The organism is Lactococcus sp. LG1267, from assembly GCF_017309545.1.
Lineage (GTDB): Bacteria > Bacillota > Bacilli > Lactobacillales > Streptococcaceae > Lactococcus > Lactococcus petauri.
Genome location: NZ_CP071295.1, coordinates 1,840,476 through 1,853,692, shown reverse-complemented (window position 1 = coordinate 1,853,692; position 13,217 = coordinate 1,840,476). Strand labels below are relative to the sequence as shown.

The 13,217-nt window shown below is 36.7% G+C and carries 12 protein-coding genes and 1 pseudogene; 10 read left to right on the top strand and 3 right to left on the bottom strand.

Annotated elements, in window-relative coordinates:
- The first annotated feature begins 9 nt into the window (after positions 1-9).
- The 3 genes from J0J33_RS09075 to J0J33_RS09065 are packed head-to-tail and all read left to right on the top strand — an operon-like array spanning position 10 to position 2,616.
- Entirely contained in the window at positions 10-528 is a 519-nt protein-coding gene (locus J0J33_RS09075; protein WP_206887563.1) for a GrdB-related putative oxidoreductase, read from the top strand.
- A 28-nt stretch (positions 529-556) separates the two neighbouring features.
- Positions 557-1,849: a Sapep family Mn(2+)-dependent dipeptidase gene (locus J0J33_RS09070; protein WP_206887560.1), complete on the top strand. Its 1,293-nt coding sequence runs from the start codon at positions 557-559 to the stop codon at positions 1,847-1,849.
- A gap of 41 nt (positions 1,850-1,890) precedes the next feature.
- A complete protein-coding gene (locus J0J33_RS09065) occupies positions 1,891-2,616 on the top strand; it encodes a GntR family transcriptional regulator, LSA1692 subfamily (protein WP_004256265.1) in 726 nt (241 codons plus the stop codon).
- A 23-nt stretch (positions 2,617-2,639) separates the two neighbouring features.
- Here the strand turns inward: J0J33_RS09065 and J0J33_RS09060 are convergent, their stop codons facing one another.
- Both J0J33_RS09060 and J0J33_RS09055 read right to left on the bottom strand, forming a co-directional pair.
- Positions 2,640-5,234 (bottom strand): YfhO family protein, encoded by a 2,595-nt coding sequence (locus J0J33_RS09060; RefSeq protein WP_206887555.1) that lies wholly within the window; start codon positions 5,232-5,234, stop codon positions 2,640-2,642.
- A gap of 45 nt (positions 5,235-5,279) precedes the next feature.
- On the bottom strand, positions 5,280-6,059 hold the full coding sequence (locus J0J33_RS09055) for a DUF4931 domain-containing protein (RefSeq protein WP_004256267.1): 780 nt from the start codon (positions 6,057-6,059) through the stop codon (positions 5,280-5,282).
- A gap of 160 nt (positions 6,060-6,219) precedes the next feature.
- Here J0J33_RS09055 and mnmA point away from each other — a divergent pair, with 160 nt between their 5' ends.
- The 6 genes and pseudogenes from mnmA (at position 6,220) to J0J33_RS10850 (ending at position 10,419) form a co-directional block, all read left to right on the top strand.
- Complete coding sequence (gene mnmA / locus J0J33_RS09050) at positions 6,220-7,344, top strand: tRNA 2-thiouridine(34) synthase MnmA (protein ID WP_029345661.1); 1,125 nt, start codon at positions 6,220-6,222, stop codon at positions 7,342-7,344.
- Positions 7,345-7,442: 98 nt separating this feature from the next.
- Positions 7,443-7,970: a DUF6287 domain-containing protein gene (locus J0J33_RS09045; RefSeq protein ID WP_206887551.1), complete on the top strand. Its 528-nt coding sequence runs from the start codon at positions 7,443-7,445 to the stop codon at positions 7,968-7,970.
- Between the two features lie 192 nt (positions 7,971-8,162).
- A complete protein-coding gene (gene rpsA / locus J0J33_RS09040; protein ID WP_004256275.1) occupies positions 8,163-9,386 on the top strand; it encodes a 30S ribosomal protein S1 in 1,224 nt (407 codons plus the stop codon).
- A gap of 332 nt (positions 9,387-9,718) precedes the next feature.
- Positions 9,719-10,033, top strand: a complete 315-nt coding sequence (locus J0J33_RS09035; protein ID WP_117517275.1) for a hypothetical protein — start codon at positions 9,719-9,721, stop codon at positions 10,031-10,033.
- Positions 10,030-10,257: pseudogene (locus tag J0J33_RS10965) on the top strand (hypothetical protein); the annotation flags it as partial. The gene J0J33_RS09035 and the pseudogene J0J33_RS10965, both read left to right, overlap by 4 nt.
- 33 nt (positions 10,258-10,290) lie before the next feature.
- The gene (locus tag J0J33_RS10850) at positions 10,291-10,419 is read left to right on the top strand and encodes a cell wall hydrolase (RefSeq protein WP_242526925.1); all 129 of its coding nucleotides are present in this window, start codon (positions 10,291-10,293) and stop codon (positions 10,417-10,419) included.
- Between the two features lie 44 nt (positions 10,420-10,463).
- Here J0J33_RS10850 and J0J33_RS09025 read toward each other — a convergent pair whose 3' ends face one another.
- Complete coding sequence (locus J0J33_RS09025; protein ID WP_089202021.1) at positions 10,464-11,768, bottom strand: ISL3 family transposase; 1,305 nt, start codon at positions 11,766-11,768, stop codon at positions 10,464-10,466.
- 192 nt (positions 11,769-11,960) lie between these two features.
- Here J0J33_RS09025 and J0J33_RS09020 point away from each other — a divergent pair, with 192 nt between their 5' ends.
- Positions 11,961-13,118 carry a YncE family protein gene (locus tag J0J33_RS09020; RefSeq protein WP_019335482.1) on the top strand — a complete coding sequence of 386 codons (1,158 nt, stop codon included), beginning with the start codon at positions 11,961-11,963 and terminating at the stop codon, positions 13,116-13,118.
- Positions 13,119-13,217: the final 99 nt, after the last annotated feature.

Genomic DNA, 13,217 nt, shown 5'->3' with positions numbered 1-13,217 from the left:
GAGGATAGAATGAGACTTGTAATGATTTTAAATCAAATTCAAGCGGGAATGGGAACAAAGGATGATGTAAAAGTTCCACTTACTGCTACAAAAGAAGTGATTGGACCAGGAGTGACTTTGAAACCCTTACTTGCTGAGCATGAACAAAATTTGCTGGTTACGATTTATATGGGAGAACAAACCTACAGGGAAGCACCAGATGTTGTTCAAAGAAAGATAAAAGGGATGTTGCAACGGCTTAATATTGAGGGCGTGATTTGCGGACCTTCCTTTAACTACCCTGAGTTTTCCAAAATGTCATTGGAGCTTGCTCAAGATATACAAAAAAATACATCTCTCAAAGTAGTTTGTGCCATGTCTGAAGAAAACCAGGCTTTAATTTCTGCTTACAAAGAAGTAATTGATATTGTAAAAATGCCAAAAAAAGGTGGTGTCGGACTTAATGAATCTTATAAGGCAATTTGTAAAGTTTTACAGGCAAAGGAAAATAATAAGTCACGAGAAGCATATAAACTGTTCGTTTTTTAAACAGCAAAGCATTCTAAAGAGGTAAAAAATGTATAGGACAGAAATTGAACAAAATTGGGAGGACTATGTATCCCTTTTGGAAGGAGCAATTGCGATTCCCAGTGTCAAAGGCGAAGCCGAAGCTGGTGCCCCTTTTGGAGCAGAGCCACGTCAAGTTTTAGCTTATGTCATGGAAAAAGCACAATCTTATGGTCTGGAAATACAAATCGTCAAAGATGCAATGGGTTATGCTCAATTAGGGGAAGGTGAGGATTATATTGGAGTAGTTGGACATCTTGATGTGGTTGCTGCGGAGGGCCCAGGCTGGTTATCGCCTCCCTTTAAGCTTGAGGAGCGTGAAGGCTATTTCTATGGGCGAGGTGTGTTAGACAATAAGGGACCAATTCTGTCCTGTCTATTTGCTTTGAAGTTATTAAAGGAAAGAAAATTCAAACCTCTTCTACCAATACGCATTATTTTTGGAACTGATGAAGAAAGTGGATCAGCAGATGTGCCTCTTTATTTGTCAGAAGAAAAGGCACCGTTTTTTGGTTTTACACCAGATTGTAAATTTCCAGTAGTTTACGGGGAGCGAGGTGTTGTTGCTCTTGAGTTGACGACAAGATTTGCTCACGGTGTATTGGATTCATTGGGCGATTTTCATGGTGCAATGGCTAAAGACTTTGTTCCTGATGACATTCAACTTTCTGGTGGACGTCAAACTTATAGTGCCAAAGGATTGCGGACGCCAAGCAATGCGCCAGAATTAGGGAAAAATGCAATTACAGCCTTGGCAGCCTTACTTCAAAATAATTTAGAAAATAATGAGCTGAGGCACTATTTCTCATGGCTCACCCATAGTTTTCATGAAAAACATTTTGGTCAAGGAGTAGGTATTGCTTTTGCGGACCAAGAAAGTGGGCGTTTAATACTTACGCCATACAAAATCAAAAGAGAAAATAATCTTATTCATCTGTCACTTAGTATTCGTTATCCGGTAACTGTGACAGAGGAGCAAGTCATTAATGCTTTAAGCGAAAATCTTTACCCAGACACAAGTTTCAAAATTATTCGCAGTCTGCCCGGAACCTACGTTGACAAGATGAAGCAAGAAATACAAGATTTATCAAATATTTATGAAGAAGTGACAGGATTAAATGGTCAACCCGTCACAACTACAGGAGCGACTTATGCGCGGTCAATGCCAAATATTGTAGCTTTTGGGCCATCTTTTCCGGGGGAAAAAGGAATTGCCCATAAGGAAAATGAATATATAAAGATTGAACATTTAAAACAAATGATAGAAATTTATATGAAAAGTATTGAAAGACTTGGTCAATAAGAAACTTTTAAAAAGAAGATAAGCGTGATAAAATAAAGGTAATGAATACTGAACGAAAAGAAAGCAAAGCAAAGTTTTTAGTTGTTTCTCAAGAAATAGAAAAAAGAATTGAGCAGGGCACTTATGTATCTGCTCAAAAACTTCCATCCGAATACGATTTGGCATTGGAGTTTGGCGTGAGTCGCTTAACCGTACGTAAAGCCATGGAAGATTTGATGACAAAACAAATTGTAATCAAGAAAAAAGGAAAAGGCGCCTATGTGATTGAACAACCCAAGATTCAAAGTGGAGGTATGGGTTTGAAGTCCTTTACCGAAGCAGCAGAGGCTATGGGAAAAGTTGGGCAAACACGTTTACTAAATTTTAAAAAATTGAAGAAAGTGCCAGAGGAAGTTGTAAAAGCACTGAACACCACAGCAGAACTGGTGGAATTACAGCGATTGCGTTTACTTGATAATGAACCCATGACTTTAGAAAAACTCTATTTTGCAGAACAATTAATCACGGGAGCAACTGAGAAAGAATTGACTGGATCCTTGTTTTCCATTATTGAGGAAAAAATAGAAATTGGCTATTCGCACCAAGAAATTGAAGCGATTCTGGCTACAGAGGAACTTGCTCAGTTACTGGAAGTGAAAGTGAACAGTCCAGTTTTCCGCGTACACTCCACGGCTTTTGCTTTAGACGCTCGACCTATCTTATACGATATTTCTTATTATCGTGCGGATAAATATTCTTTCAAGAATACTTTGATTCGCCAGCATTAAAGTTAAATAGAAAAAAACAGCACTTAAAGCTGTTTTTTTCTATTTAAGAAATCATAAAGAGCAAAGAGAGCGATTCCACCTATAAAACATGCTATCCCTGCTTTTAAGCCTTGAGGGAAGAAAGTAAGTTCGACAACATGTTCACCTCTAGGGGCAGTAACTTTCATGAAACCTTCTTGTGCTTTATCTAAGGTTACGGAATGTCCATCCAGTTTGGCTGACCAACCTTTATCATAAGGTAATGTGAGGAAAAGATCACCAGAGGTATTGCTATTATAAGTCAAACGAAGTCCGTTTTTTACTTGTTCGGTTTTCACCTGTGTTTGCTTTAGAGTATCCATAGCTGCTTGGTATTTGGTGTTATCCAAAGCCCAAAATCTTGTTATGCCAAAGGAAACTTGTGAGTTTTCTGGGAAGGAAACACTCACTGTTAGTTTTGTTTCCTTTTCAGAAGTTCCTAAATTATAAAAGTTACCAACATCTTTACTATTGACATTATAAGAATGAAGAACTTTTTTTCCTGAATGAATCGTAATCGTAGTCATTTTTGAATTATCATTAATGTAGCTTACATTAGGTAACTCAAGATAGGCTTGACTATGTGCGGGTACGGTAAGCTCATAGGTCACTGAAACGCCGCCGTCTTCTTCGACTTTACGTATCAGTGTAACTTGTTCTTTACCACCGGTTATCGTACTGTTACTGTTTTCTGAGTCTGGGTAAATCTGCGTGAAATATTTTTCTTTACTGTGCGTCAATTGATGGAGAAAGGCTTCTTGATTACTGATTGTTGCTCTTTCTGAACTGCTCAGAGCTGCATCTTGGTACCCATCTTTTACAAATATTCCAACCGATTGTGCATTGTGATTCTCAAATAAAGAAGGTTTTATTTGCTTAAAACCGTATTTCTCAGGTTGAAATTGATTGATATTATAATTAATGGAAAGAAGCGAATCCATGAGTAACGTGTTTTCAGGGTAGCGGAGATTAAGGAAGGTGCTGTCTGTATGAAACCCTAAAAGTCCTAAGACCCGGCTTGAATTACTATTACGGACAGAAGAAAACTGCGATAAGGCATTATAATTATATTTCATACCATCATTTGCCGTATCGGGGACCGTGTTTTCTGTACGCACAAAGGTATCTCCAGAACGTTCGACTACATTTTGGACGAGAGGTTGAATGAGTTTTGTTTGGGTATTGTAGTAAGCTCGGCTTGCAAAATTCCATTCTTTCTTAACTCCTGCAAGCTGGTAGTATCCATTTAAACCTGCTTCTGCACACATGAACAAAGCAAGGATGGCAACTAAAACTTTCCAAGGGAGCCATTTTTTAAAGAAGGTAAGAAGAACCAAGAAATAAGCCAAGGCAAAGAGCAGAGTCAGAGCAAGCTGTAGCGTATCGAGATAAGCATAATCCCCGAGTAAAGCAGCAGCAATAAAACCAAGGGAAAGCAGCACAAAGGGTACTATAGTCATCCAGAGTTTTAAAGACTTGAAGCGCGTGAGAACTTCACAGGCCATAAGTAAAATGAGAAGAGAGAAAAGGAAAGCGTAACGATGTAAAAACATGTTTGGAGAATGCATCCCTTGCCACACCAAATCTAAAACTTGTAGATAAAAAGAGGCAGTCAGAAATGCAAGTAGGACACCAAAAGCTATTTTGGTCTGCCATTTCACTTGAGGAAGGAAGAAGAAAGTAAGTGCAAGAAGGAAGGGGATGAGCCCTAAATAAATCATTGGGACAGCATTATACTGTGTTGTATCATAGGCTCCCACAAAGTTTTTAGAAAAAAGATCAAAAACGGCAGAATTTTGTGTCCAAAAATCATTAATCTGGGAAACAGCTTGAGTATTATTTGCTTTCAAATCAAGATACATTGGAAGAAGCATAACTAAACTTGTTACAGCAGACAATATAGAAGTAATCGCAAAATCAAAAAACTTTTTCCATGACCACTTGGTAAATGTTGAACGTGCTATAAAATATAACACTAAGAAAATTGCAACCATAAAGCCAAAATAGTAATTTTGGATGAATAGAAGGCTTAAGCTGATGTAATACAGTTTACGCTTGCCGAAATCTTGAAGTCCGTGCAAGCCCCACATGATGAGAGGAAGCCAGATGAAAACATCGAGCCACATGATAATTTCAACTTGACTCGTTAAGAAGCTCATCAGGGTGAAAGATGTGGATAATGCCATCGTGATAAGAGAGGGGATGGATTTATACATGTTTTTCAATGCAACAAAACTTGAGAGACCAATCGTTCCAAACTTTAAAAGTGTAATCAGATAAAGTGCATCTGGCATAGTATGAACATTGAAAAAATAAGTAAGGGGCATGAAGAAACTTCCCATGTAGTAAGCAGAGAAAGCATAAAGGTTAAGCCCCAAACCATTCGTGAAAGTATAGAGAAAGCCTAAGTTACTATTATGAAGAATATCCCGATAAAGCGTGTGAATAGCAACATATTGATGATATGCATCACCAGCGAGGATAGAAGTGTCACTTCCCCAATAAATACCGAGGAAGGCAAAAGCTACCGCAAGTAGTCCAGCAGGGAGGATAAAACTTCCGAGCATTAGCCAAATATTTTTCTTGATAAAATCAAACATACACTTATTATAACCTAATTTCTTATTTATAAAAGAAAAACTGGACTAGTCCAGCTTTGTTTTTAACTCTTTTGCGATTTCTTCTAAGCGATTGTCTTTGTTGACCTGAGGTATTTTATAGCCGATGTAGTAAGGAGAAGTGATAAACCGTGGTACAATCTTACAAATATAACGCTGGCTGTCCGGCATTTTGTAGAAAAAAAGATTGTAAGAATCACAGCGTCCGTTCATATAGTCATTCAGTAAATACTGTGTAATAAGCTGAACCTTATCCGCCAAATGATCGATATATTCAAGTTGGGAAATGATAACATTAAATTCTACAAATCCCATAATCGGACGAGTAGAGATTGTAATATCGACACTATTTTCTTTAAGTGTTACACCTTCAAAATTTTCAGGAGAGATATGTTCATAACCATCGGCCTCTTCCAAACCAACAATCTGCATGTGTGGATGACGTAATGTTCCGCCAGAATGGGGGCCAAAGTTTTTAAACATAAGTACTGATTTATATTGGGGATTATCCAATAGCTTCTGCCAACATTCAAAAGCAAACCGAAAGACTTCTCTATTTTCTTGAACAGAGTAGGTAGAGACATCTCCGAGGTGTTTATCTGACTCAATAATCACAGTCATCAAAGAATTTTCGACAGTGGGAAATTTGTTTTTAAGCCAAATTTTGTGCCCTTGTCTGTCCAAAATATCTTTGAGATTGGGTGTATCGCAAAAAGGACAAACTCGCTTTGTTTCAGCAAGGTTTGCGTATTTATTTTTATTGATTTCCATGTTAAAAATTAAAGGATTATCTGTGTGTTCAATCATATTTCTATTATAGCATTTCACAGTCTATTTATTTCTGGAAAAAACTGGTATAATAAATCGTTACCTATTATTTACTTCAGCCTTCAACTGAATGTAAGCTTTTTTGTTTTTCTAAAGAAAAATAGGAAATCTAATAAAAATAGAAAGAGATGGTGAACAAATAATGGATAATTCAAAAACAAGAGTCGTTGTCGGTATGTCTGGTGGCGTCGATAGTTCAGTTACAGCTTTAATGCTGAAAGAACAAGGTTACGATGTCGTTGGTGTTTTCATGAAAAACTGGGATGATACTGACGAAAATGGTGTATGTACTGCTACAGAAGACTACAAAGATGTAGCAGCAGTAGCGGATCAAATCGGTATTCCTTACTATTCTGTCAACTTTGAAAAAGAATATTGGGACCGTGTATTCGAGTATTTCTTGGCGGAATATCGTGCAGGTCGGACACCTAACCCCGATGTTATGTGTAATAAAGAAATTAAGTTTAAAGCATTTCTTGATTACGCAATGGAACTCGGGGCTGATTACGTAGCAACAGGCCACTATGCGCGTGTAACAACAGACGAAGATGGCACAGTTCATATGCTTCGTGGCGTGGATAATAATAAAGACCAAACTTATTTCCTAAGCCAATTGTCACAAGACCAATTGAAGAAAACAATGTTTCCACTTGGTCATTTGGAAAAACCGGAAGTACGCGCCATTGCCGAACGTGCTGGACTTGCAACAGCGAAGAAGAAAGACTCAACAGGAATCTGTTTCATCGGTGAAAAGAATTTTAAAGAATTTTTAACAAACTATCTTCCAGCCACTTCAGGTAAAATGATGACACTAGATGGTGTAGAAATGGGTACGCATGCCGGTCTCATGTATTATACCATTGGTCAACGTGGTGGTTTGGGAATTGGTGGACAACATGGTCAAACTACAAGTGATCCGTGGTTTGTAGTAGGGAAAGATCTTAGTACAAATACACTCTATGTTGGACAAGGTTTCCATCATGAACATTTGTATTCTGATAATTTAACTGCCAGTGAATTGAGCTTTACTCGTCCAATGCCAGAAGAATTTGAAATGCATTGTACAGCCAAGTTCCGCTATCGTCAAGAAGATACAGGAGTAACAATCTCTGTTAAGGGAGATAAAGTTGCTGTCAAATTTGATGAACCTGTACGTGCTATCACTCCAGGACAAGCTGTTGTTTTTTATGACGGTGAAGAGTGTCTCGGCGGGGCCTTGATTGACTTTGCTTATAAAAACGGCCAAATTATGCAATACCAATAAAATAAGAGAAACGTGGGGAAACCCACGTTTTATTTTTTATTAAATTTTAAATTTGTTATAATTTATTTATAATCAAAAACTTATTTAATGGTGGGGATATGAAAAAAATTGGAAAAGGAAATCTTGTTTTACTTGCTTTAGTATTGTTAACGAGTCTCGCATTTATTTGGAGTACAAATTACAAAGAACAAAGCAAACTATTAGCTGACAATATCACACTTTCATGGTTGAGACCAAGTTTTGATCAAGAAGGAACCACAAATCAACTCGTTGCGCAGATAGCTCAAGGAGATTACTCAAGTATACAAGGTAAATGGGAAAGTGAGCGTGGTGTGAATTACGAAATCGATGGGTCACGATTTCTTTTTGGTAAGCGTGAATATTATATGATAAAAGGTGGTTATGATGACTACGGAATTCCTTATATTATGACGGACAATAGGCATTCTGCAAAACTATATTTTTATCCAGCAGGAAAACCGATTCCTACGCTTCAAGAAGATGGCACGGTTGTCGTTTCAGATATAGCAGATCCGAGTGATACAAGTAAAAATCGTCTCTTATTTGCGCAAACAGTACTCCCTTCAGAGCAAATAAAAGAAAACGTTTTCTATCACGAAAATTAAGCTGTAATGGCTTAATTTTTTTAGCGATAAATACTGTAAAGACAAGTCGAAATAAACTTTTAGACTATTTAAAGGTATTCTTTATAAAAAAGAAGAAAAAAAGTATTAAAAAGCTTTCATTTCTCTCATAGTTGTGATATACTAAGTCATAAGACTGTAGACAGTCAAATTGTTGGAGGAATTTTTTTACAAATGAATGAATTTGAAACATTGTTAAACAGCGTTGAGGACGTTAAAGTACGTGACGTCGTAAAGGGTGAAATCCTTACTATCGAAAACGGGCAAGCAACAGTTGCTATCGTTGGTACAGGTGTTGAAGGTGTCCTTACACTTCGCGAAATCACAAACGACCGTGATGCTGATATCAATACATTCGTAAAACCTGGTGATATTCTTGATTTGCTTGTTATTAAACAAATCGTTGGTAAAGATGCTGAAGGTGCAAATGTATACCTTCTTTCATTGAAACGTCTTGAAGCTCGTAAAGCTTGGACTGAACTTGAAGGTAAAGAAGGCGAAATCCTTACAGTTAAAGTTACTAAAGACGTTAAAGGCGGACTTTCAGTAGACTATAACGGTGTTCGTGGATTTATCCCAGCGTCTATGATTGATACATACTTCGTTAAAGATACTAAGAAATTTGTTGGTCAAGAAATTGAAGCTAAAATTATCGAAATCAACGCTTCTGAAAACCGCTTCATCCTTAGCCGTCGTGCTGTAGTTGAAGCTGAAACTATCGAAATGCGTAAAGAAGCTTTTGCTCAATTGAACGAAGGCGATATCGTTGAAGGTACTGTTTCACGTGTTACTAACTTCGGTGCATTCGTTGACCTTGGTGGTATTGACGGACTTGTTCACGTTTCAGAACTTAGCCACAACCGTGTTAAACGTCCATCAGACGTTGTAAAACCTGGTGATAAAGTTGAAGTTAAAATCTTGAAACTTGATGAAGAAGCTGGTCGTCTTTCACTTTCTCTTAAAGCTACACAAGCTGGCCCATGGGAACAAGTTGAAGAAAAAGCACCAGTTGGCTCAACTGTTGAAGGAACTGTTAAACGTCTCACTGACTTTGGTGCATTCGTTGAACTCTTCCCAGGCGTTGAAGGACTTGTTCACGTTTCACAAATCTCTTGGGAACGTGTTGAAAATCCAAAAGACGTACTTAAAGTTGGTCAAGTTGTGAACGTAAAAGTTCTCGACGTGAAACCTGAAGAAGAACGTATCTCACTTTCAATCAAAGCATTGGAAGAAGCTCCAGCTCGCCCAGCTCGTAATAACGAAGATGGCGAAAAACGTGACCGTAAACCACGTGCTCCACGTAAAGCAGCTAAACCAAGCTACGATCTTCCAGAAACTCAAGAAGGTTTCTCACTCGCAGACTTCCTTGGTGAAGACTTCGACATCAACGATTTGTAAGAAAATCTCCAGAAAAGTCGCTTAAGCGACTTTTTTTGATCTTAGATAAAAATTTCTTTTGGCAATTTGAAATTGACTTCTGAACTTAATAGTTCAGGAGTTTTTCTATTTTATTGAGATTTCTTTGTGTTGATTGCGAAAGCTTAAAGCATTTCGAGAGCTTTCTATTTATTTCTTTGATTTAATTTTTCTTTATAAAACAGAAAGATTATAGGTGTTAAATCTATGTTAAGATGAAAGAAAAAATTATTGGAAAAGAGGAAATTTATGATGAAAAATAAAAAACAAGTATCAGTCGGACTGATGAGTTTTGTTTTATTAACCTTAGGGGAGTGGGCCAAGTCCAAGCCGAATCCTTGGAAGACTTGAAAGCAAGGATGGCAGAACATGTCAAAAAATTAGAAAGGAGTAGCCGCTCATCAGATTCCGAAGAAACAAGAAAAATGGAAAAAGAACTGGAAGAAATGTATCTCAAGATGGTTGATCAAGAAATGAAGGAAAATAAGATCATGGAAAAGATCGATAACTTACCAGTAGTTCCGGATAAGACAGGGCGAACACGTGCGCGACATGGCAGATGGACCTGGCGTGATGGCGTTATCGCTGTGACAAACAATGGAATTTCTGGAGCTGGCATGCGGGAATAGTAGCGCCACAAAAATCATGGGTTACTGCAGAATCTTCCCCAAAAACAGGGGTTAAGCTTCAATATAACTTTGAGGGTCGTGGAAAAGTAGGAAAATATAATGTCTGGCAAACAGGTGTAAAGTCAACGACTGTCTCACAAGATTGGCATGCGGGTCATTGGGCGGGGAGACAGGTAGGCAAGCCTTATAATTATAACTTCTACAGAACCAATAATAGGAACAGTTTTTACTGTTCGCAGCTGGTTTGGGCAGCCTATATGGATGTTGCCAAGGTTAATCTCAATACCTCCGCTTACGATATCCCAGGTGCACGTGCTATCCATCCTTCCGAGTTGCTTTATAATAATGGCTCTTTGTCAAATCGGACTGATGAGTCGGATATATAAGATGATAAACTTGAGATTACTCTCAGATTTATCATCTTTTTTAGTTATTTAATTTTAATAAGGCCGTTTATCAAGAAAATTCTTATACGCATATTTGTAAATGAGTTGAATCCATAGGAAACTCTTTTAAGTGTTTTTATATGAGTGTTCTTAGCTTCAATTTTTCCATTGGAAAAATTATATTTAAGAGCGTTTCTAATACCTTCTTCATAGGAAATCAGATTTTCTATTTTATCTCTAAATTGTGTATCCAAGCTATCAGGTAGATTTTTCAATAGTTCGAAAAAGGAACGGTCATCTTTGTTTCTAAAGTGATACATTAATAAATGGAAAATGTCATAAGCTTCTTTTAGTTCAGAAGAAAATGAGAGTAGTCGATCAATCACCATAGATTCCGTTAAAAGATGGTACTTTGGAGAAGGAAAACTTCTCCAAGTTTTGAACTCTGAAATGGAAATATTTGTTTGATTTTTTAGAAGTAATTTCCAGTTTGATTTTAATTTATTTGCTTTTGACTTTTTCTTATTGGTAATTAATCTCTTCATTTCTCGGACTCTAAAATCATTAAAAGCGGTGTTCAAATGCTTCACAATATGGAACCTATCAATGATTAATTTAGCAGTAGGAAAGACATTTTTAGTTAATTGAAAGTAAGCAGCATTCATATCTGTTACTAAAAATTTAACTTTTTCCCTTTCCTCCAACGGAGAGCGATTGAAGTAAGGGATTATTTTATCTAATTTCCTACTAGGTAAAATATCTACTAATTCACCTGTTTCTCCATCAGCACATATGAAGCTCATTTTATCTTCATAACTAGCGTGAGATCTAAACTCATCTACCATTAAAACTTCTGGAAAACTCCGTGGTTTAAGTTGTTGCGGGAGTTGTGATTCAACTGACTTAAGAACTCTTAAAACTGTAGTTAATGAAACGTGGCATTGTTTAGCTATAAATGTCATAGAGATTTTCTCAGTTAATAATTCTAAAATTTTCAAAGTAATAAATTTACTGATATGACAGTTTTTTTCAACAATAGAACACTGTGCCGTCCAATTGTGCGAACAGCTTTTACAATGGAATCGTTGTTTCTTCAGTTTTAAAATAGTGGGCATATTTTGATAAGAATCTAACTGAATAGTTACTTCCTTTTTTCCATTTCTAACAACTACACTTTTCCCTTCATTATCAACAATAGTTGAACCACAGTTCCTACAAGCCGAAGGCATGGGAGAATAGACTCCAAAGATAACTAAAGTGTTCTTCCCTTTAATTTTATATTCCTCCGTATTTGTTAAATCTAAATGTTCATCTGTAATTCGTAGCATTTTTTTGATATGATTATTCAAGACATGTCGTCCTTTCTATCTTAGATTTTTGGTCGTACTTAAATTTTACTAGATAGACGACATGTTTTATATTTAAATAAACTAAAAAAGGACTGATGAATCAAAATTTGATTCATCAGTCCTTTAAATTATAGAGCCATAATAATAAAGTCCAGTTGATTTATCGCGCAAAATAAGGATGTCTATCGGATAATGAAAAAAATAATACTACGAGTCCTAGCTACTGTTTTACTCTCGCTCGGTGCCGTCTTTTTAGTCTATAGAAGCTTCCCTAAAGGAGAACAGACCTTTAAAACGAGTAAAAAAACTGACTTTTATATCATGTCGTATAAAAAGATTGTAGGTTTTGAGCGGACAGATAAAGGGGCAAAGAAACGCTCAGAAGACAAAGTAAAGCTAGGAGAGCAGACCGCAACCCATAATCTCCAACCAGATTCTAAAAATAATCATTTCTTTGTTTTTGAAGATTTCACACCAGGACCTTTTCCAAGAGGTCCACAAACAGTCGTTAGCTTAGATATTGAAAAAGGCAGCTTATCGAAAGCAGAATACCCAGAAGGACCAATCACGGGAGCGGGATTTGATGGCAAGTTTTACTACCCTATGACCAGTCAACCAGAGGGAGGTTCGGTTCATAAATATGATAAGTCGAAAACACTAAAAAAGCAATTTAAATTCCCAGATACGGCTGATAATGTGATGTCTGCAGCAGCAACGGATGAGAAAAATCTCTATGTTTTGAATAATGTGATGAATGTGGGCGATAAGTACACACACAATAATCTTGTGACTTTTGATAAAAAGACTTTAAAGAAGGTAGATGAAAGATTAATCACTAATGCAAGTGCTGCTGTAGCAAACTCAGAAGGTTTTTTGGATATGAAATTAATAGGAAATAAATTTTACCTGACAAATACAGGGAATCGCTTGAAAAGTAATCCTTATGAACCCACTCCACAAGATAAATTGGTTATCCTTGATAAAGACAGTTTGGCACGCAAGGAAGTTAGCTTGGGGCAAGATGAACCTCACAAAATAGCAGTATCCAATGATGAAAAAACTTTAGCCATTAGTCATGCGAATGACAGTTTTGATACCTCAATGATAATAAGTTTCTACGACATAGATAGCCAAAAAATCAGTCGTTTAGCACTTGATGAATCACTCATGGAGAACTATTCTACAGAAGATATGCTAATTAATGTCGACTTTGATAAAGGCGGCAAAGTTTGGATTTTAACTTGGAAAAATCTTCTTGTCTATGATTTAGAAAAGCAAGAAAAAATTTTCGGACTTGATTTAGTAAAATATGATTTAGAATACGCACATTTATTAGCTTTGAAGAAATGATACCTCACGTGATAAAAAATATTCTTTACCTTTTTGTTGCTCATTTTGTTTAAAAATGCTATCATATTTTTAAGCAACCGCTTGCGTAAAATGAAAAAA

Bases quoted from the DNA above. Each gene is read 5' to 3' on its own strand.
- J0J33_RS09075 (WP_206887563.1), top strand. From the start codon at position 10: ATGAGACTTGTAATGATTTTAAATCAAATTCAAGCGGGAATGGGAACA.
- J0J33_RS09070 (WP_206887560.1), top strand. From the start codon at position 557: ATGTATAGGACAGAAATTGAACAAAATTGGGAGGACTATGTATCCCTT.
- J0J33_RS09065 (WP_004256265.1), top strand. From the start codon at position 1,891: ATGAATACTGAACGAAAAGAAAGCAAAGCAAAGTTTTTAGTTGTTTCT.
- J0J33_RS09060 (WP_206887555.1), bottom strand. From the start codon at position 5,234: ATGTTTGATTTTATCAAGAAAAATATTTGGCTAATGCTCGGAAGTTTT.
- J0J33_RS09055 (WP_004256267.1), bottom strand. From the start codon at position 6,059: ATGATTGAACACACAGATAATCCTTTAATTTTTAACATGGAAATCAAT.
- J0J33_RS09045 (WP_206887551.1), top strand. From the start codon at position 7,443: ATGAAAAAAATTGGAAAAGGAAATCTTGTTTTACTTGCTTTAGTATTG.
- rpsA (WP_004256275.1), top strand. From the start codon at position 8,163: ATGAATGAATTTGAAACATTGTTAAACAGCGTTGAGGACGTTAAAGTA.
- J0J33_RS10850 (WP_242526925.1), top strand. From the start codon at position 10,291: ATGGATGTTGCCAAGGTTAATCTCAATACCTCCGCTTACGATATCCCA.
- J0J33_RS09020 (WP_019335482.1), top strand. From the start codon at position 11,961: ATGAAAAAAATAATACTACGAGTCCTAGCTACTGTTTTACTCTCGCTC.